Genomic DNA, 19184 nt, shown 5'->3' with positions numbered 1-19184 from the left:
ACCTTACGCGGCCCCGTTGACGAAAGCCATGTCGGCGGCCGTCAGCTCGACGTCGCGCAGCACCCGCATCACCGGAAAATCCTCGGTTTCCGTCGCCGTCACCGCCAGCTCGATGGTTACGTCGAAGCGCTGCCGGAACGCATCGATGATCTCGTCGACGATGATTTCCGGTGCCGAGGCACCTGCCGAAAGACCGAGCGTCGAGATGCCGGCGATCTCGGTCCATGGAATTTCGGAGGCGCGCTGCACCAGAAGCGACATCGAGGCGCCGGCGCGTTCGGCCACTTCGACGAGACGCCGCGAATTTGAGGAGTTGGGAGCGCCGACGATCAGGAAGAGATCGGCACCCGCGGCGGTCTCCTTGACCGCTTCCTGGCGATTGGTGGTGGCGTAGCAGATCGATTCCGCTGCCGCCGCATGCAAATCGGGAAAACGATCCTTAAGCACCCGAATGATGCCGGCGGTGTCCTCGACCGACAGCGTCGTCTGGGTGACGAACCCGAGCGCCTGCGGGTCGGCGGGCACCAAATTCGCGGCGTCGGCTTCGGTCTCGATCAAGGTGACGGCGCCGTCCGGCAACTGCCCCATCGTGCCGATCACTTCCGGGTGGCCGGCATGGCCGATCAGAAGCACATGACGGCCGAGCCGCTGATGGCGCATTGCCTGCTTGTGGACCTTCGACACCAGCGGGCAGGTGGCGTCGAGATAGAAGAGGTTGCGCGCCTGGGCGTCCGCCGGCACCGACTTCGGCACGCCATGCGCCGAAAAGACGACCGGGCTCTGACGATGCTCAGCCGGTATCTCGGAGAGCTCCTCGATGAACACCGCACCGAGGCTTTGCAGCCCCTCGACGACGTAGCGATTGTGGACGATCTCGTGGCGAACATAGACCGGCGCGCCATATTTCTTCAGCGCCAGCACGACGATCTGGATGGCGCGGTCGACGCCGGCGCAGAAGCCGCGCGGCTGGCAGAGCCTTATCGTCAGCGGTGGCTTTGTCGTCGTGTGAAGCATGATTCCCGGCCGGTTGGTCGTAGCGTGAACTCAAGTCTTGAACTCAAGGCGCGAAATGAGGTGCGCACCCCTGCCCTGTCAAGGGCACCAGTGCTGATCATTCTTCTTTCGCCGGGCGGCGAAGCCTAAAGATGAGGACGCCGGCAAGGGCAGCGGCAAGGCCGTACCAGGTTACGGCATATTGCAAATGGCTGTTCGGCAGGTCGATGATTGTCACGCCGCCGACCGGCAGCCCACCCGGGTTCGGCGTGGCGTCCGCGTCGATAAAGAATGGCACCAGCCCCGCGCCGGCCGGCAGACCGGCGCTGGCCGCCATGGCGTCGCGATCCTTCCAGTAGAAGATGTTTTTCTGCGGATCATTGTCGGGAAGCATCATCGAGGGCTTTGTCGGCAGCGGATTGCGGGCGAGCCCCGTCACCGTTACCTGGCCCGCACCATGGCTTTGCGGGCGCTTGGCAGCGTCCTTGAGATCGTACGGCACGAAGCCGCGATTGATCAGGACGAAGCGGCCGTCCTCCAGATGCAATGGCGTGAAGACATCGAAACCGGACTGGCCTTCCCAGGTCGCGAAGAAATGTCGCTCGCCTTGATGCAGGAACGTGCCTGATGCCGTCACCGGCGTGTAATCCACATCGCCGCTGGCGGCAAACCGCTTTTCGACCTCGGCCAACGGCAAGGGCGCTGAGTGCGTGCGCCGGTCGATGGTCTGGAGAAGACCCTCTTTCCAGTACAGGCGCTGGACCTGCCAGGTGCCGAGCGCCAGCAGGATGAAGAACAGCACGAGGCCAAGTCCAAGCAGCAATGCCGTCTTCGGCCGCGAACGGCCTGCAATCGAAGCGGATGTCGTGCTCATTCGCCGAGGTCCAGCCTGCCCTCTGCCGCCTTGTTGCGGTATTGCAGCGTCAGGAGCACACCCTTGATCAGCCTGAGCGCGCCCAGGCAAAGCACCAGCGTCAGCGGTATCCACAGCAGAAAATGCAGCCAGAGCGGCGGGCTGAGCGTCACCTCCATCCACAGCGCCAGCCCGACGACGATGAAGCCGATGATCAGGATGACGAACACCGCCGGACCGTCGCCGGCATCGGCGTAGGAATAGTCGAGGCCGCAATTGGCGCAGCGTTCGCCAACGGTGAGGAAGCCGGAAAACAGCCGGCCCTCGCCGCAGCGCGGGCAGCGGCCGCGCAGGCCAGCCGAAATCGGATCGATTGCTGGCCAGATCGCCTTGTCGTCGCTCATTCCGATACCTTAATGCATGTCGCGCAAAAGTGCGCAGCGGTTTTGCGATAACGACATGCATAAAAACAAGAACTTAAAGCGCGTCGCATGAATGCATTCAGCCGCGACGCGCTTTAATGCCCTTCACCCCAAAAGGTAAGGCGGCCACGTCGCCGCAGCCGCCTCATCGATTTCCTCAGGTAGATTTCAGTGGCCTTCGATGACCGCGCCGCTCGAGGCCCAGACATAGATCGATGCGAACAGGAACAGCCAGACCACGTCGACGAAGTGCCAGTACCAGGCGGCAGCCTCGAAGCCGAAATGGTGCTTGGGCGTGAAGTCGCCCTTCATCGCGCGGACCAGGCAGACGAGCAGGAAGATGGTGCCGATGATGACATGGAAGCCGTGGAAGCCGGTCGCCATGAAGAAAGTGGCGCCGTAGATCGAATCCCTGAAGCCGAACGGCGCGTGCATGTATTCGTAAGCCTGCACCATGGTGAACAGGATGCCGAGTCCGACGGTCAGCACCAGGCCGTTGATCAGCCCCTTGCGGTCGCCATGAAGCAGCGCGTGGTGTGCCCAGGTCACCGTAGTGCCCGACAGAAGCAGGATGACGGTGTTGTAGAGCGGCAGGTGGAAGGGGTCGAGGACCTCAACGCCCTTCGGCGGCCAGACACCGCCGGTGAAGGTGGCGCGGGCATATTGCTGTGCCTCGCCGGGAAACAGGCTGGCGTCGAAGAAAGCCCAGAACCAGGCGACGAAGAACATCACCTCGGAAGCGATGAACATGATCATGCCGTAGCGCAGATGCAGCGACACAACACGCGTGTGGTGGCCTTCATGCGCTTCCCTGATGGTATCCGACCACCAGGCGTACATGGTGTAGATAACGATCAAGAGGCCGATGAAGAACAGCCACGGATTGGCGATGTTGAAGCCGAAGATCGGGAAATCGCCGCCCTTGAGATACTGCATGTAACAGACGCCGCCGATCGCGGTGACCAACGCGCCGACCGAGCCGAGGAATGGCCACGGGCTCGGGTCGACGAGGTGGTAGTCATGTTGTGGTTTTGCGTGCGCGTCTGCCATATCAACCCCCGAGGCTTCGTTCGGTATGTGAAACTTTGTTGCTTGTGCCTTCGGCCGGCACTGTCGACGCCACCGGCTTGGTCTTCTCGTTCTTCTCGACCGGGAACATCGTGTACGACAGGGTAATCGTCTTCAGGTCCTTCAATTCCGGCGCGTTGACGATGTCGGGATCTACATAGAACACGACCGGCATGTCCAGCGTCTCGCCAGGCTTCAGCGTCGTATCGGTAAAGCAGAAACACTCGACCTTGTTGAAGTAAGATCCCGCAAATTCCGGCTGCACATTAAAGGTCGCGCGGGCCGTGGTGGCGCGGACGAACTTGTTGGTGGCGCTATAATGCGCCTGGGCCGTCTCGCCTATCTTGATGGTGACGGAGCGGGCGACCGGCTCGAACTGCCAGGGCACGCCGGCCGTGTTGGCGTCGAAACGGATGGTGATATCGCGGTCGAGCACCCGGTCGGCATATTGCTGCGTTGCGCGTTTCACGGTGCCGCCGTAACCGGTCGCCTGGCAGAACATCGCGTAGAGCGGCACCGCAGCATAGGCCATGCCGATCATGCCGCCGAAAAAGGCGATGCAGACCCCGGCGACGATGCGGTTGGTGTTCCTGTTTTGAGGATGGGTCACCGTTTGACGGTTCATCTGAGCCTCACATCGTTCCGGTGAGGTTGTGACCGAATTTCACGACGGTCGCGATGTAGAAGATGACGACAAGCACCGCCAGCGCCAGGCCAATGGCCACCGAGCGGTTGCGCCGGGCCTTCTGCTGGCGCTCCGTCAGCGTGACGAGTTCAAGCTTCTTGTCGGCCATGGTCATGCTCCGCCCATGGTCAGCACGCGCCCGACAACGCAGTCGGCAAGGTAGACGGCGAAAATGGCAAAGAGGTAGAGCAGCGAATAGCCGAACAATGCCTTGGCCGGCTTCATCACATGGTCGTCGTCTGCCATCCGCAGCACCTGCCACGCATACCAGACGAAGCCGGCACCAAGCAGCACCGCAAAGACGCCATAGACGGGTGTGGTGAAGCCGAGCGCCCATGGCAGCACGCCAACCGGCGCAAGGATCAGCGCATAGGCGAAGATCTGGCGTCGGGTCGAAGCCTGGCCGGCGACATTCGGCATCATCGGGATGCCGGCCCTGGCATAGTCCTCGGACTTGAAGAGGGCGAGCGCCCAGAAATGCGGCGGCGTCCATAAAAAGATGATGAGGAACAGGACGACGCTTTCCAGGCTGACGGTTCCGGTCACCGCGGCCCAGCCGATCACCGGCGGAATGGCGCCGGCAGCACCGCCGATGACAATGTTCTGCGGCGTCCAGCGCTTCAGCCACATCGTGTAGACGACGGCATAGAAGAAGATGGTGAAGGCCAGCAGCGTCGCCGACAGCCAGTTGACCAGCACGCCGAGCGTCATTACCGACAGCACCGACAGCACCAGGCCGAAACTCAGCGCCTCGCCGGGCCGGATGCGGCCGGCCGGCACCGGACGGCCGGCGGTCCTGGTCATCACCGCATCGATGTCGGCGTCGTACCACATGTTGAGCGCGCCGGACGCGCCAGCCCCAATGGCAATGGCCAGGATCGCGATCACCGCCAGAAGCGGATTGATGGTCACGGGTGCTGCGACCAGGCCGACAAAGGCGGTGAACACCACCAGCGACATGACGCGCGGCTTCAACAGGGCGAAGAAATCGCCCGCCGTCGCTTCCGACATGCGAAAGCCCGGTTCGTCAGTCAATGTGTCGTCGACAAGGGCCATGCGTACTTAAAGTCCATCATTCCGTTGGCCAAAACCGCCGGCGAACCGGCGGTTCCGTATTTCCCCCAGGCAGAAGCCTATTTGATCTTCGGCAGTTGTTCCCACTGGTGGAAGGGCGGCGGCGAAGGCAGCTGCCATTCAAGCGTCGTCGCACCCTCGCCCCATGGGTTGGCGCCAGCCACCCGCTTCTTCTGGAAGGCCTCGAACACGCCATAGAGGAAGATGACCACGCCGACGGCCGAAATATACGAGCCGTAGGACGACACCATGTTCCAGCCGGCAAACGCATCCGGATAGTCGATGTAGCGGCGCGGCATGCCTGAAAGACCGAGGAAATGCTGCGGGAAGAAGACGAGGTTGACGCCGACGAAGGTGACCCAGAAGTGGGTATTGGCGATGACAGGCGAATACATGTAGCCGGTCATCTTCGGGAACCAGTAGTACCAGCCGGCGAAGATGGCAAAGACCGCGCCCAGCGACAGCACATAATGGAAATGCGCGACCACGTAATAGGTGTCGTGCAGCGGACGGTCGAGACCGGCATTGGCAAGCTGGACGCCGGTAACGCCGCCGACGGTGAACAGGAAGATGAAGCCAATCGCCCACAGCATCGGGGTCTTGAGCGAAATCGACCCGCCCCACATGGTGGCGATCCACGAGAATATCTTCACGCCCGTCGGCACGGCGATAACCATCGTGGCGAAGACGAAATAGCGCTGCGTGTCGAGCGACAGGCCGGTCGTGTACATGTGGTGCGCCCAGACGATGAAGCCGACCGCCCCGATCGCGACCATGGCATAGGCCATGCCGAGATAGCCGAAGATAGGCTTCCTGGAGAAGGTCGAGACGATGTGGCTGACGATGCCGAAGCCCGGCAGGATCAGGATGTAGACTTCCGGGTGCCCGAAGAACCAGAACAGGTGCTGGAACAGGATCGGGTCGCCGCCGCCGTCGGGCGCGAAGAAGGTGGTGCCAAAATTGCGATCGGTCAAAAGCATGGTGATGCCGCCGGCCAGAACCGGAAGCGACAGCAGCAGCAGGAAAGCGGTGATCAGCACCGACCAGGCGAACAGCGGCATCTTGTGCAGCGTCATGCCAGGCGCGCGCATGTTGAAGATGGTGGTGATGAAATTGATGGCGCCGAGGATCGATGAGGCGCCGGCGATGTGCAGCGACAGGATCGCAAGATCCATCGCCGGTCCGGGCTGGCCCGAGGTCGATAGCGGCGGATAGATCGTCCAGCCGCCGCCGACGCCGTAGGCGCCAGGCGCGCTCGGCACGAAGGCCGAGATGATCAGAAGGATGAAAGCCGGTGGCAGCAACCAGAACGAGACGTTATTCATGCGCGGGAATGCCATGTCCGGCGCGCCGATCATGATCGGCACCATCCAGTTGGCGAAGCCGCCGATCAACGCCGGCATGACCATGAAGAAGATCATGATCAGCGCATGGGCGGTGGTGAAGGCATTGTACATGTTCTTGCCGCCGTCGAGCGCAGCGTCGGCGTTCAAGCCGTAGACCATCTGCGCCAGGCCGGTGAAAATCTGGATCCCAGGCTCCTGCAGTTCCATACGCATGACGACCGAAAGGGCACCGCCGACGCAGCCCGCCATGATCGCGAAGATCAGGTAGAGTGTGCCGATATCCTTGTGGTTGGTCGAATACACCCACCGCACCCAGCCATGATACGGCTTGTGGTCGTGGTCGTGAGCTGCAGCGTCTGCCATGTTCGGCTCCGTTCCCTGATCTTTTCTGGTCGCGGCATCAGTTGCCGGCGGCCGCTACCTTGTCTTTGCCGTCGACCTCGGCCATCAGCGCCTTGTTGGCGCCGGGAAGGTCGGTGCCGGCTGCTGCCAGCCAGGTCTTGTACTGGGCGTCGGAGACGACGCGGATCGCGATCGGCATGAAGGCGTGGTCCTTGCCGCAGAGCTCCGAGCACTGGCCGTAATAGAGGCCTTCCTTTTCCGCCTTGAACCAGACCTCGTTGATGCGACCCGGAACCGCGTCGGTCTTGATGCCGAAGGACGGCATGGCAAAGGCGTGGATCACGTCTGCCGCCGTCACCAGCACCCGGGTCATGGTGTTGACCGGCACCACCATCTCATTGTCGACGGCGAGCAGGCGCGGATAAGCGCCGCGGTCCTCCTTGCCGGCCGCGGCGCGGTCAGAATCCGCCAGGATCGCCGAGTTGAAGGAAAGCGTGTTTTCGGTCTGGTATTCGTAGTCCCAGTTCCACTGGTTTCCCGTCGCCTTGACGGTCAGCTTGGCTTCCTCCGGCGGCGTGTATTGCGCAGTCAAGAGCTGGAACGAGGGGATGGCGAGCAAGAGCAGGACGACGACCGGCCCGACCGTCCAGATTACCTCAATCAGCGTGTTATGGCTGGTGCGCGACGGGGTCGGATTGACGCTCGCGCGAAACTTCAGGATGCAATAGGCGATGAGAAAGAGCACGAAGAGGGTGATCGGCACGATGAACCACAGCGTATAGTGCTCGAACCGGGCGATCTGCCGCATCATGTCGGTGGCTGCGGGCTGGAAGGTCATCTCCCACGGCGCAGGCTGGGCCGCATGGGCGGATGCGCCGGTGAACAGTGTGGCGGCAGCGCTTGCCAGGAGTTTGGCGCCTGCTAGGAATTTTCTCATTGCCGTCATTATCTCCCAGTTCCTCGCGATCGGACCGCAAGAATATCGAACAACGCCGGGACGGGAATCCCGGAGAGTCTCGAGGCTGGTTCAAACCATACTCTATTTGCCTCTGCAAGAAAGGAGCGGGGGAAACCGTGCGGCATTTTTGCGCGCAAGCGCGGCTGCGCCTTGTGGCGGCGGCCGCGGCGGTGTCGGACCCGCGAATGCCCGAGCGGCGGAGTGTCCCGGCAAAATGCGCCGGGCCGTCGCAATTCGGGCGAATTTGGCACGGAAAAGCGCACAATTGCCTTGGTCGAGGCAGGCCGGCAGTGGTCTCATCCTTTACTTGCCCTTGGCGCGGCTTAAAGTGCCGTGATTCGCAATGGAGCCGTCATGAACTCTTGGCTTTGGGGACTTGGGCTTTCTAGAAGCTTGGCAAAGGCCATCCTTCTCGCTGCCGTGTGTAGCGTTGGCCTATCTGGCGTTGGTCTGTCCGGGATCGGCCTGTCCTATGTTGGCTCGTTCGGCGTCAGCCAGGCCAATGCCGCGCAGCCAAGCGGCAAGGTGCGGACGACGCATGGCGCATGGTCGATCATCTGCGACACGCCGGCTGGCGCCACATCGGAACAATGCGTGATGATGCAGAACGTCGTCGCCGAAGACCGTCCCGAGATGGGGCTTTCCGTCGTCGTGCTGCGCACCGCCGACAACAAGGCCGAAATCCTGCGCGTGCTGGCGCCGCTCGGCGTGCTGCTGCCCAACGGGCTCGGCCTCAACGTCGACGGCAAGGATATCGGCCGGGCCTATTTCGTGCGCTGCTTCCAGGACGGCTGCTATGCCGAGGTCATTCTCGAAAAGCCACTGCTCGATACGCTGAAGACCGGAACGTCAGCCACCTTCATCGTCTTCCAGACGCCGGAGGAAGGCATTGGCATCCCGGTCGAGCTCAAGGGTTTCGCCGACGGTTTCGCCGCGCTGCCTTGAGACGGGGCGAGAGGCCCAAAACCCTGCTGACGAAAATGGGATTGTGACCGCCTTTGGCTACAGCGCCGCGCATCCAAGGACGCGCAAAGAACGCTGCAGCGCTTCGATTTTGCGCATGACCCCGAAAATCGATTCCGATTTTCGGGGTCATGTACAGACAATGGTCATTGCCGATTGTCTGGGCGCACCTTCGCGCCTACATCGTGAGGACAATCTCTTTCCACGGACGGACCGCGCCATGAACAGCCTGATCGGCCAATTCGACATTTCCGACGATCGCATCAAGCAGATCGTCGCCGAGACCATCAACGGCGCCGACGACGGCGAGTTGTTCCTCGAATACAGCGAGAGCGAAGCGCTGATGTTCGACAATGGCCGGCTGAAGACCGCCAATTTCAACACAGACCAAGGCTTTGGCCTGCGCGCGGTCGCCGGCGAAGCGAGCGGCTACGCGCATTCCAGCGATCTTTCGGAAGCATCGCTGCTGCGCGCGGCCGACGCTGTGTCAACCGTCAAGAGCGGCTATTCCGGCACGCTTGCTGCGGCTCCCGCCCGCACCAACCGCCATCTCTATGGCGACGACAACCCGATTCCCTCGCCCTCCTTCGAGGCCAAGGCCAAGCTCCTTCAGGAAATCGATGCGTGGCTGCGAGCCGAGGATCCGCGCGTGCGGCAGGTGACGGCGTCGCTCGCCGCCTCCTGGCAGCATGTCGAGATCGTGCGTGCCGACGGCCAGATGGTGCGCGACATCCGCCCGCTGGTCAGGATCAACGTGTCGGTGGTGGTCGGCAACGGCGACCGCCAGGAGAGCGGCTCCTTCGGCATGGGCGGACGCAAAGGGTTTGGCGAATTCCTGGTCGAGGACAGCTGGAAACACGCCGCCAAGGAGGCGCTGCGGCAAGCGCTGGTCAACCTCGAGGCCATTCCGGCCCCCGCCGGCACCTTTGACATCGTGCTGTCCAGCGGCTGGCCGGGCGTCATGCTGCACGAGGCCGTCGGCCACGGGCTGGAAGGCGACTTCAACCGCAAGAAGACATCGGCCTTCGCCGGGCTGATGGGCCAGCAGGTGGCAGCAAAAGGTGTCACCGTCGTCGACGACGGCACCATGGCCGAGCGGCGCGGCTCGCTGACCGTCGACGATGAAGGCACGCCGTCGGCCCGCAATGTGCTGATCGACGACGGCAAGCTTGTCGGCTATATGCAGGATCGCCAGAACGCCCGGCTGATGGGCATGAACGCCACCGGCAACGGACGGCGCGAAGGCTACGCGCACCAGCCGATGCCGCGCATGACCAACACCTATATGACTTCAGGAGACATGGAGCCGGACGAAATCATCGCCTCGGTCAAGAACGGCATCTATGCCGTCTCCTTCGGCGGCGGCCAAGTCGACATCACCTCGGGAAAATTCGTGTTCGGCTGCACCGAGGCCTACATGATCGAGAACGGCAAGGTGAGGCAGCCGATCAAGGGCGCCATGCTGATCGGCAATGGGCCGGATGCCATGCATCGGGTTGCGATGATCGGCAACGACATGAAGCTCGACACCGGCATCGGCATGTGCGGCAAGGCCGGCCAGGGCGTGCCGGTCGGCGTCGGCCAGCCGCACCTCAGGATGAACCAGATGACGGTTGGCGGAACGCGGGTTTGATAGAAGCTGCGGTTTTATCTTACATTCAGAGGATGCGCCGCGATGGCCAACCCGGAAAGACTCGTAACCACTGTCTCGACCAAGGGGAAGGTCACCCTGCCCAGCGCTATCCGCAAGCGGAGGGAATGGGACGCCGGCACACGTCTTCTGGTCGAAGATACTCCAGAGGGCGTGCTACTGAAGCCTGCACCAGTCTTCGCCGAGACACGGCCAGAAGACGTGTTTGGATCCCTGCCCCGTAGAGACAGGCCGAAGACGTTGGAAGAAATGGACGCGGGTGTGCTGGCCGAAGCGCGGCGGCGCGGCCGGTTCGAACTGCCCTAAAGCGCGTCGCGTTTGACCGGCCTCATGCGACGCGCTTTAGGGTGTTGTTTTATGCATGTCGTTATCGCAAAACCGCTGCACACCCTCGGGTCCAGGCCCAAGGGCATGCTTTTGCGCGACACGCATTACAGCCATGAAGCCGCCGTTTTCGGCAAGCGATGGTCGGGGTCGATAACCTTCAGGCGGGGTGCGTTGCTCTCGTTCCATAGCCACAGCGCGACGCATGTGCCGCCGGGCGACATGAAGGAGGGGTAGATCACGCCATGCTGCCCATCGGCAATCAGGCGATCTCTCAGCGTGTGCGTCTCAGGTACCAGGCCTTGATCCATGACATCGCGCCATTCACATCGGTGAATGTCCGCCGTCACGCCGAGCCTGGTCAACTCATCAGCGTCCGTAAGGTCTGCCAGTCGCGCGCCTGAAAGTGCGAGCTGCGCAATCAGCGCCGGATGCTGGACAAAGCCCTGATTGTACTCCGCCCAAGCCGTGGACAATTCGCCCGCGGCATAGATCGTCGGGGCGTCCACTGGATTCCAGCGACCGCCAAAGCGGGCTGCTCCTTCGCCGGAAAGCGGCAGATGCGCCCAACGCGGCACGAAGGCGCGCCATAGGCTCAGTCTGCTTTCAGGCATAGATGCCGGAGCGGACTGCCTCCAGATAGGCAAGCACCTTGTCCGTCTTGCCCTCTTGAACGAGATCGTAGGCGGTCTTTCCCGCCCAGCCGGGGATCGGCTGATGCTTGAACCAGATCGCCGCACGCTGTTCATCGCCGGCCATCTCGCCTGCCATCGCAAGGATACGGACAATCGGACTCAATGCGGCGTCGACCTTGCGCGCGCCGGTCTTGGCGGCAAGCGTGTTGCGCGCGACGCCGATCAGGCCCGCCAGTTCGGTCAGATTGACGCCCAGCAGTTCAGCCACCCGTCTTGCCGAAAGAAATGGCGTCCGCTCGTCGCCAAAGCGCGATGCTCTGATATCGAGAGCTGCGGTATTCATAACAGGTTCCTAGCACATTTTGAACAGAACACGTTCAAAGTATGCTCATTTTACGCGAAATTCAAGCTCAACAAGTGCGGATCCGCTACCGCCTTCGCTTCGGCTTCTCCAGAAGCGCGACGGCCTCGACATGCGGCGACCACAGGAACTGGTCGATCGGCGTCACGCTTTTCAGGGCGTAGCCGCCATCGAGGAGGATGCGCAAGTCGCGCGCCAGCGTAACCGGATTGCAGGAAACCGCGGCGACCAGCGGCACGTCGGAGCGGGCAATCTGCTTCGACTGGTCTTCGGCGCCGGCGCGGGGCGGATCGAAGACGACGCCGTCGAAGGCATTCAGTTCCCTCGAAGTGAGCGGCCGCCGGAACAGGTCGCGGCGTTCGCTGGTCACCCCCTTCAGACCGCTGGCGAAACGGAATGCCCGGTCGAGCGCCGAAAGCGCTGCCGCATCCCCCTCCACCGCATGGACCTCCGACCTGGCGGCGAGGCGCAGCGCGAAGCTGCCGCAGCCGGCGAAGAGGTCGGCGACCTTTTTGGCGCGCGCGAGGTGCCGGCCGACGATGTCGGCCATCGCCTGCTCGGCGGCCTCGGTCGCCTGCAGGAAGGCGCCCGGCGGCACCGCGACGGCGACGCTGCCGAACGTGACAACCGGCTTTTTTGGCTCGATGATGATCTCGCCATCGATCGAAAGCCTGGCCAGCCCCTGGGCGATGACGAAATTGGAGGCGACGCGGCGCTGGTTCTCGCCGAGCTTGCCGGACTCGTGAACCGCGACATCGAGGCCGGAACCGGTCGCCGTGACCGTCATGCGGAACGATTTCGTCGTGGCGCAAACCAGTTCGGCAAGTGCTCTCAGACGATCGAGCTTTGTGACGATCTCGGGCAGCGAGATCGGGCATTCCTCAATGGAAATTATTTCGGACGACAGCGCCCGAACGAAGCCGAGCAGCATGCCGGTCTCGCTGCGCCGGGCGGTGAACACGACGCGCCGGCGCGTCTGCGGCGCGCACGGCACCAGCGCGTCAATGTCGCAACTGATGCCCCTGCTGTTGAGCGCATGCGCAACCTTGTCACGCTTCCACCGATGATAGGCTTCGGCCTCGAGATGCTGGATGGCGCAGCCGCCGCATTCGGTGAAATGCCGACAGGCAGGGTCGATGCGAAGCGGCGAAGCCTCCAGCACCGACATCAGCGTGGCACGGTCCTTTTCGCGCGCGGCGGTGACGGTTTCACCGGGCAGCGTGAACGGAATGAAAAGCTCGCCGGTTTCGGTCTCGGCGACGCCGTCGCCCTGGGAGCCCAGCCTTGTGATCGTGAAGCGCGCATTCATCGGCCTCCGATCCCCCTGTTCTCGATACCGGCGTCCTTGATCCCGGCGAGCAGGAACTCGCGGTTGCCGTCGCCGCCTTCGATCGGCGACAGATGCAGTCCGAGCGAGCGCCAGCCGGGGACGCCGTCCAGCCAATCCTGCAGCAGACCGGCAACCCGCGCGGCATCGTATGGATCTTTCAGCAAGCCGCCCTTGCCGATCGCCTCGCGGCCCGCCTCGAATTGCGGCTTGACCAGAAATATTGCTTTGGCGCCGCTCCTGGCAATGGCGAGCGCCCGCGGCAGCGCCAGTTTCAACGAGATGAAGCTGACGTCGGAGACGATAAAATCTGGAATTCGATCGGCAAGATCGGCGGTCGAAAGATCACGGGCGTTCAATCCCTCGATAACAGTCACACGTGGATCGCCGGCGATATCCGGATGTATCTGGCCATGCCCAACATCGATCGCCGTGACATGCGCCGCGCCACGTCCGAGCAGCACTTGAGTGAAGCCTCCGGTCGAGGCGCCGACGTCGAGCGCTTCGCTGCCGGCTGGATCGAGGTCGAAATAGTCGAGCCCGGCGATCAGCTTCAGCGCAGCACGGGACACATAGCCCTGCGCCGGATCATCGACTTCTATGAGGCAATCAGCCCGGACGGTCTGGCCGGGCTTGCGGGCGATGACGCCGTCAACCATCACGGTGCCGCGCTCGATCGCGTCGCGGGCGCGAGAGCGGCTGGCAAACAGGCCGCGCGCGACGAGGAGTTCGTCGAGCCGCTGGCGTGTGCTGGCTGGCAAACGGGAGTTCATCGGCCTTCATGGCGAAAGCCTGTCACGAAGGCAAGGATATTGGGGAAGACAACGAACATCTTGCCAAAGCGGCGAGCGCATCGGGCCGCGCCACAAACTGTTGAATATCGCACTGGGTCCGGCACAATGTTGGGAACAACGCTCGTGTTGCTGCCAGAACGTGAGGAGGACAAATGCTGACCGGAACCTGCCATTGTGGCGCGGCCCACTGGATTTTGGAAGGCGATCCCGGCTCGATCACAGCCTGCAACTGCACGCTTTGCCGCCGCTATGGCGCGCTGTGGGCTTACGATTATGTCGACGAACGCATCCGTCTTGCCGGACCGACAAGTGCTTATACCCGCTCCGGAACGGATGCCCCGTCGCTCGAGATCCTGTTCTGTCCGACATGCGCCTGTGTGCTGGCCTGGCGTGGTTTGCGCGCCAGTGCCGCCGGTCGCACTCGGATCGCCGTCAATGTGAGGCTTGCGCCGCCTGACACCGTCGCCGACTTGCCAATCGACCATTTCGATGGTCTCCACACGTTCGAGGACCTGCCTGGCGATGGTCGCTGCGTGCGCGATATGTGGTTCTAGTGGAAAATCTGACACTCAGTTCCGGTGCGGAAGGGCGGAAGATGACCCCTTCGCGGAGGTTCGTTCATGACCCTGAGCTGACCTTCTGTCCTAGTCTCTCCGTTGCCCGCAATTCAGGGGAAGCTGTCGTTCCGGTCATGTCTGATGCTTGGTATGAGGGTGTCACGTCTCATAGGAACTAATGCCGTGGCAGCGCAAAACTTTCGGGGCCGGACGTCTAGCCGGCAGCCGGCCCCGCTTTAAGGGTTATTTCTCGATGCTGGAGGTGACGGACTGGATCACTTCGGTCGCCATCTTGAATTCCCTGGTGCGGCTTTCGATACCGTGGCGCCTGGCGATGTAGTCGAAGTCGGTGTAGGCCGCGTAGACCGAGCCATCAGCCGTCTGGTAAACGACGACGCGCACCGGCCAGTCGAGGCCGGCTTTCGGGTTCGCGGTGATGAAGGTCGTGCCGAGTGCCGGGTTGCCGAACATGATGAGCCGCGACGGCCTGACGACGTTGCCGGCGGCGTTGCCGAGCTTGGCTTGGTCGATGACACCGAACAACGTGATGCCCTTGTCGGCGACATCCTTCTTGATCCGCGACACGGTCTCTGCAACCGAATAGCCGCTCTTGACTGTAACGACGCCGTCGGACGCCGTCTCAGCATTGGCCTGGGCCAGAAACCCCGGGGTGGCAAGCGTCAGGACAAGCGCCGTCGACGCGAGGGTCGATTTGACTGAATTGATCATTTTTCTTTCTCCGTGAGTGAAGCCGGTCCGATGACAGGCTGGAAGAAAGGATGCGGAAAGGCTCGGCGGATTGATAATGCCGTTTGCTGCCTGAATTGATGAGTGCGGCGTATGGCTGGCAGGTTCCATGGAAATGCCGCCGCTCATGAGCGGCGGTAAACGTCGAGGTGAAGCGGGATCAGACGCGTGGCGCCGTCAGCGGGCGGGCGACTATCGTTGCCGCGATCAGGGCGGCGACGAGAACAACAACACAAGTGGTCCAGCCGAGCCGGTCATAGACCTGGCCGAGGACGAAGCTGCCGACCAACCCGCCGGAATAGTATGAAGCAAGATAGATACCGCTCGCAGCGGCCTTGTCGCGGGCGGCGACGCGGCTGACATGGCCGGTCGTGATCGCCTGCGCCAAGAATGTTCCGATGGCAATCAGCGCCATGCCCGCAAGAACGATCGGCAGATTTGGAGTGAGCAGCGCCAGAAGGCCGGCGATGGCAATCCCGAGCGTCAGGACGATGCCGCTGGCCGGGCCGAACCGCCTTGCCACGCGGCCGGCGAGCGGGGTTGTCAGCATCGACGGCAGAAATACGAAATAAACGAGACCGAGCGCCATCGGCGACAGGGCCAGCGGTGCTGCGGCCAGCTGGAAATTCACATAGGTAAACGTGCCGATGAAGACGAACAGGATCAGGAAGCCGATCGCGAAGCTGCCGCGCAGTTCTCGGTTCTTAAAGTGGGCTTTCCAGGCGCGACCTGCGGGAGGGTGGTCGGCGTCGATTCGCATCATGCGGTCGGTCTTCTTCAGAGTCAGCCAGACCAGCAACGCGCCGGCAATATTTAGGGCAGCGAAGGTCAGGAAGTTAATGGAGATGCCAAAGCCGTCCGCAACAGCCGCCGAAAGGATGCGGCCGAAGAAGTTGCTGGCCACGTTTCCGGTGACGTAGGCGGCGAGCGCGCCTGCCGCCTGGCCGGGTGAGAAATGCTCGGCGAGGTAGGCGATCGTCAACGTGAAGGCCGCCGACATGCACAGGCCCTGCAGAACGCGCAGGAAGGCAAACATTGCGATGCTGTCGGTGATGGAAAGTAGCGCGGTCGGTATGGCGAGCACGACAAGGCTGAACCATATCCCGTTGCGCCGGTCGACGTTGCGGCCAAGTAGCGCCACCGCGATGCCGGCGATCGCCATTCCAAAGGTGCTGGCGTTCACCGCGAAACCCATCGTCGCGCGGCTGACGCTGAATTTGACGACGAGCGAGGGAAGGATCGCCTGCGCGGCGAAAAGGTCGACGAGCGTCAGAAATGCGATCAAGGCAATGATGCCGAAGCGCAGGCTGTCCGTCGACACCCTGCGGAGCTTCGAGGCAACGGCTTCGTCATAGCTGGCCATCGGAATTTATCCGTGCATGGTTCGACGCTCCCGAAGGGGACCGGGAACGTCGATGGAGGTTGAGGGTCAATAAGCGGGACGCTGCGGTCCGGTTACATCGCGCCGTGGGCGTCCATGTCCGGCGGCAGGATGTCGGCCGAATAGAGCACGGCAGGAACCGAACCGTTGTTCTTCCACCAATGCGCGAGTTGGCCGAACTCGGCGGTGGCTTCGCCGGCCTTGTGCTCGATCGCCACCTTGCAGGTGTTGCTGTATTCGCTGATCGCGCCCTCGACGACCAGGATATTTGCCGGACGCGTGGAGTGGTCGTGCCACGGCACGACGCCGCCGGGCTGCACGACGAGCTTGCGCAGACGGAACCTATTGCCCTTCCAGGCGTCGCCCTTCGTGCTGAGGTCGATCGTGCTGATGACCTCGTCGGTGACACCTTCCGGCGCGCTCGGCATCGACTGCACGGCATTGGTGGCGACCTGGTCGACCGGGCATTCGCCGGCGTGGGCAGGTGCTGCAGCGAAAGCCGCGGCCGAAGCGAGCAGGCCGAACGCAAGAACAAGTTTGATCGGGTTGCGAGGTGCTATGACTTTCAAAAACATTTTGCGGTTCTCCTTTTATCGAGCCCGGCAATGGGAATTCATGCGGGGCGTGATGAGGAGATTGGGCGAGCACGGCTGCCAAGAGAAATGCCGGGTACTTCTGAATTCCATAGCCTGAAGCTATCGCGTGAGCCTGGGCGCAGTCGTACCGGCTCGCACCCGAACCGCAGGCGTAATCCTGCGTAGTCGACGGAGTTTCGATTACGCGGCGGAACGGCGCATCGAAACCGGTGATGCGCCCTCTGCCCAGCCATAGGATTTGACCGCACCGACAAATGTCGACACCGCGGGCGAGAAGCGGCGGCCGGCGACGGTGACGAGGCACACATCGCGGGTCACCTCCGGCTCTGTCACAGGCCGCACCTGCAGCCCTGGAATCACGGCTGTGTATTCGGGGAGGAAACAGATGCCGAGCCCTCCGGCAACCATGTTTTGGATCCAGTCCTCTCGCTCGCTGGAATAGGAGATGCGAAGCTTCACTCCGCGCTCGACGCAAAGATGAGAGAGATGGTCCCAATACTCGCAGTTGACGCGTCTCAGATAGATCTCGCCATCGATCGCGCTGATTGGCACGGTCTCGTGCTGCGTCAGCCGATGGCCGGTCGGGAACGCCAGCATGAAGCGTTCGCGAAAGAGTGGCGTCACGTCGAAGCGTTCCGGGAACTTTTCGCTCGACGACATGATTGCGACGTCGATCTCGCCCGCCTCGAGCAGTTGTGAGAGCCGGCTTGGTACCCCTTCAACCAACTGCAACTGAATTCCCTTGTGGCGCATGTTGAAATCCGTAAGCAAACCGGTGAAGCGGCGCGGGCCGATCGTGCACATGATGCCGACCTTCAGATGCGCGTCCTTGAGGCAAAGGAAGCGCGAGGCTTCCTGACGCACGCCGCTCAGTTCATCTGATATCTGTTGGAAACGCGGCCGAAGCAGCGCGCCAAGGTCGGTGATGTGGGTCAGATTGCGCTCGCGTCGGAACAAAAGGCCGCCGACCTCGTCCTCGAGCTGCTGGATCGCGCGGCTGAGCGCCGGCTGGGTGACGTTGCATTTCTCGGCGGCGCGCGTGAAGTTCCGCGTATCGCAGACGGCGAGGAAATATCGGATGTGGTGAATGTCCATGCCAATCCCCTAGCGCGCCCGAGCCTTCTCCAGCCAATGCAATGAACGCATGGATTTGATAGCACAGCGGCATTTTATTGTTGAGCGCGCATCGCTCAAGGTCCCGCAGAACAGCCGCAGCGTTGCGGCACATCAACGGAGACCGAAATGCTCAACGTCAGCAAACCTGAAACCGATACGCTTGCGATGCGCCGCCCCCTGGAAGGCCGGACGGCGATCGTGACCGGCTCGACCAGCGGCATCGGCCTCGGCATCGCCCGCGCCCTGGCGAAGAGCGGTGCTGCCGTCATGCTGAACGGGTTCGGGGATCCGGTGGAAATCGAGACGCAGCGTGCCGCCTTGGCCGAGGAAAATGACGTCGACGTCGCTTACGACAACGCCGACATGTCGAACCGCGACGCTATCCACATGATGGTGGAGCGGGCCGTTGCACGCTTCGGCCAGATCGACATCGTGATCAACAACGCGGGCATACAGCATGTTGCGCCAGTCAGCGAATTTCCCGTCGCTAAATGGGACTCGATCCTGGCGATCAACCTGAGTTCGGCTTTCCATCTGATCCAGGCGACCTTCGAGCCGATGAAGGGTCGCGGCTATGGCCGCATCATCAATATCGCTTCCGCCCATGGGCTGATCGCCTCGCCGTTCAAATCAGCCTATGTCGCCGCCAAGCACGGCATGGTCGGGTTGACGAAGGTGGTCGCTCTCGAGGGCGCCGAGTACGGCGTGACTTCGAACGCGATCTGTCCAGGCTATGTCTGGACGCCGCTCGTCGAGAAGCAAATCGAGGATCAGGCGAAGTCGCACAACATCGCCCGCGACGCCGTTATCCGCGACATCTTTCTGAAGAACCAGCCGACCAGGCGCTTTGCGACTGTGGAAGAGATGGGAGCGCTTGCGGTGTTTCTCTGCAGCGACTGCGCAGCTTCGATCACCGGCACAGCCTTGCCGATCGACGGCGGCTGGACTGCGCACTGAGCGCATCGTCATCGTCAAAATTTCTGCAATTTTA

Annotated in this window: 22 protein-coding genes; 5 read left to right on the top strand and 17 right to left on the bottom strand. The window is 62.3% G+C overall.

What is annotated here, in order from left to right; all coding sequences use genetic code 11:
* Positions 1–3: 3 nt before the first annotated feature.
* From ispH to coxB, 9 genes are all read right to left on the bottom strand, one after another.
* Positions 4–1014, bottom strand: a complete 1011-nt coding sequence (gene ispH, locus AC0L3H_RS03970) for a 4-hydroxy-3-methylbut-2-enyl diphosphate reductase (protein ID WP_027152363.1) — start codon at positions 1012–1014, stop codon at positions 4–6.
* A gap of 97 nt (positions 1015–1111) precedes the next feature.
* Positions 1112–1867, bottom strand: a complete 756-nt coding sequence (locus AC0L3H_RS03965) for an SURF1 family protein (protein ID WP_473584572.1) — start codon at positions 1865–1867, stop codon at positions 1112–1114.
* Complete coding sequence (locus AC0L3H_RS03960) at positions 1864–2250, bottom strand: DUF983 domain-containing protein (protein ID WP_287236991.1); 387 nt, start codon at positions 2248–2250, stop codon at positions 1864–1866. Before AC0L3H_RS03960 ends, AC0L3H_RS03965 begins: the two co-directional genes overlap by 4 nt.
* A 186-nt stretch (positions 2251–2436) precedes the next feature.
* The gene (locus tag AC0L3H_RS03955; protein WP_027152361.1) at positions 2437–3318 is read right to left on the bottom strand and encodes a cytochrome c oxidase subunit 3; all 882 of its coding nucleotides are present in this window, start codon (positions 3316–3318) and stop codon (positions 2437–2439) included.
* Between the two features lies 1 nt (position 3319).
* Positions 3320–3961 (bottom strand): cytochrome c oxidase assembly protein, encoded by a 642-nt coding sequence (locus AC0L3H_RS03950; RefSeq protein WP_287236990.1) that lies wholly within the window; start codon positions 3959–3961, stop codon positions 3320–3322.
* Between the two features lie 7 nt (positions 3962–3968).
* Positions 3969–4130 carry a hypothetical protein gene (locus AC0L3H_RS03945; protein WP_077381685.1) on the bottom strand — a complete coding sequence of 54 codons (162 nt, stop codon included), beginning with the start codon at positions 4128–4130 and terminating at the stop codon, positions 3969–3971.
* 2 nt (positions 4131–4132) lie between these two features.
* Positions 4133–5077: a heme o synthase gene (locus AC0L3H_RS03940; RefSeq protein WP_473584571.1), complete on the bottom strand. Its 945-nt coding sequence runs from the start codon at positions 5075–5077 to the stop codon at positions 4133–4135.
* A gap of 77 nt (positions 5078–5154) precedes the next feature.
* Positions 5155–6804, bottom strand: a complete 1650-nt coding sequence (ctaD, locus tag AC0L3H_RS03935; protein ID WP_023799325.1) for a cytochrome c oxidase subunit I — start codon at positions 6802–6804, stop codon at positions 5155–5157.
* A 37-nt stretch (positions 6805–6841) separates the two neighbouring features.
* Positions 6842–7720, bottom strand: a complete 879-nt coding sequence (gene coxB, locus AC0L3H_RS03930) for a cytochrome c oxidase subunit II (protein WP_236387989.1) — start codon at positions 7718–7720, stop codon at positions 6842–6844.
* 375 nt (positions 7721–8095) lie between these two features.
* On the opposite strand from coxB, the gene AC0L3H_RS03925 reads away from it, so the two are divergent.
* The 3 genes from AC0L3H_RS03925 to AC0L3H_RS03915 all read left to right on the top strand — a co-directional run bounded on the left by AC0L3H_RS03925 (position 8096) and on the right by AC0L3H_RS03915 (position 10661).
* The gene (locus AC0L3H_RS03925; RefSeq protein WP_031254969.1) at positions 8096–8686 is read left to right on the top strand and encodes an invasion associated locus B family protein; all 591 of its coding nucleotides are present in this window, start codon (positions 8096–8098) and stop codon (positions 8684–8686) included.
* A gap of 238 nt (positions 8687–8924) precedes the next feature.
* A complete protein-coding gene (gene tldD, locus AC0L3H_RS03920; protein WP_473584570.1) occupies positions 8925–10337 on the top strand; it encodes a metalloprotease TldD in 1413 nt (470 codons plus the stop codon).
* 42 nt (positions 10338–10379) lie between these two features.
* Positions 10380–10661 (top strand): AbrB/MazE/SpoVT family DNA-binding domain-containing protein, encoded by a 282-nt coding sequence (locus AC0L3H_RS03915; RefSeq protein ID WP_473584569.1) that lies wholly within the window; start codon positions 10380–10382, stop codon positions 10659–10661.
* Between the two features lie 125 nt (positions 10662–10786).
* On the opposite strand, the gene AC0L3H_RS03910 is transcribed toward AC0L3H_RS03915, so the two are convergent.
* The 4 genes from AC0L3H_RS03910 to AC0L3H_RS03895 all read right to left on the bottom strand — a co-directional run bounded on the left by AC0L3H_RS03910 (position 10787) and on the right by AC0L3H_RS03895 (position 13775).
* On the bottom strand, positions 10787–11293 hold the full coding sequence (locus AC0L3H_RS03910; protein WP_473584568.1) for an RES family NAD+ phosphorylase: 507 nt from the start codon (positions 11291–11293) through the stop codon (positions 10787–10789).
* Positions 11286–11657 carry an antitoxin Xre/MbcA/ParS toxin-binding domain-containing protein gene (locus AC0L3H_RS03905; protein WP_473584567.1) on the bottom strand — a complete coding sequence of 124 codons (372 nt, stop codon included), beginning with the start codon at positions 11655–11657 and terminating at the stop codon, positions 11286–11288. Before AC0L3H_RS03905 ends, AC0L3H_RS03910 begins: the two co-directional genes overlap by 8 nt.
* 85 nt (positions 11658–11742) lie before the next feature.
* Entirely contained in the window at positions 11743–12984 is a 1242-nt protein-coding gene (locus AC0L3H_RS03900) for a class I SAM-dependent RNA methyltransferase (protein WP_473584566.1), read from the bottom strand.
* The gene (locus AC0L3H_RS03895) at positions 12981–13775 is read right to left on the bottom strand and encodes a TlyA family RNA methyltransferase (protein WP_473584565.1); all 795 of its coding nucleotides are present in this window, start codon (positions 13773–13775) and stop codon (positions 12981–12983) included. The genes AC0L3H_RS03900 and AC0L3H_RS03895 overlap by 4 nt, the downstream gene beginning before the upstream one ends.
* A gap of 173 nt (positions 13776–13948) precedes the next feature.
* Here AC0L3H_RS03895 and AC0L3H_RS03890 point away from each other — a divergent pair, with 173 nt between their 5' ends.
* On the top strand, positions 13949–14350 hold the full coding sequence (locus AC0L3H_RS03890) for a GFA family protein (protein ID WP_473584564.1): 402 nt from the start codon (positions 13949–13951) through the stop codon (positions 14348–14350).
* Between the two features lie 246 nt (positions 14351–14596).
* Here the strand turns inward: AC0L3H_RS03890 and AC0L3H_RS03885 are convergent, their stop codons facing one another.
* The 4 genes from AC0L3H_RS03885 to AC0L3H_RS03870 form a co-directional block, all read right to left on the bottom strand.
* The gene (locus tag AC0L3H_RS03885) at positions 14597–15082 is read right to left on the bottom strand and encodes a DUF302 domain-containing protein (protein WP_128245629.1); all 486 of its coding nucleotides are present in this window, start codon (positions 15080–15082) and stop codon (positions 14597–14599) included.
* 178 nt (positions 15083–15260) lie between these two features.
* Positions 15261–16463, bottom strand: a complete 1203-nt coding sequence (locus tag AC0L3H_RS03880) for an MFS transporter (RefSeq protein ID WP_473584563.1) — start codon at positions 16461–16463, stop codon at positions 15261–15263.
* A gap of 92 nt (positions 16464–16555) precedes the next feature.
* Positions 16556–17056, bottom strand: coding sequence for a cupin domain-containing protein (locus tag AC0L3H_RS03875; RefSeq protein WP_128183692.1), 501 nt, complete (start codon positions 17054–17056; stop codon positions 16556–16558).
* Positions 17057–17257: 201 nt separating this feature from the next.
* The gene (locus AC0L3H_RS03870; protein ID WP_473584562.1) at positions 17258–18172 is read right to left on the bottom strand and encodes a LysR family transcriptional regulator; all 915 of its coding nucleotides are present in this window, start codon (positions 18170–18172) and stop codon (positions 17258–17260) included.
* Between the two features lie 147 nt (positions 18173–18319).
* Here AC0L3H_RS03870 and AC0L3H_RS03865 point away from each other — a divergent pair, with 147 nt between their 5' ends.
* Positions 18320–19150, top strand: coding sequence for a 3-hydroxybutyrate dehydrogenase (locus AC0L3H_RS03865; RefSeq protein ID WP_473584561.1), 831 nt, complete (start codon positions 18320–18322; stop codon positions 19148–19150).
* Positions 19151–19184: the final 34 nt, after the last annotated feature.

The sequence above is a fragment of the Mesorhizobium sp. WSM4816 genome (genome assembly GCF_055811535.1).
The sequence above is the reverse complement of the archived record's forward strand: the minus strand, read 5'-3'. Positions and strand labels throughout refer to the sequence as shown.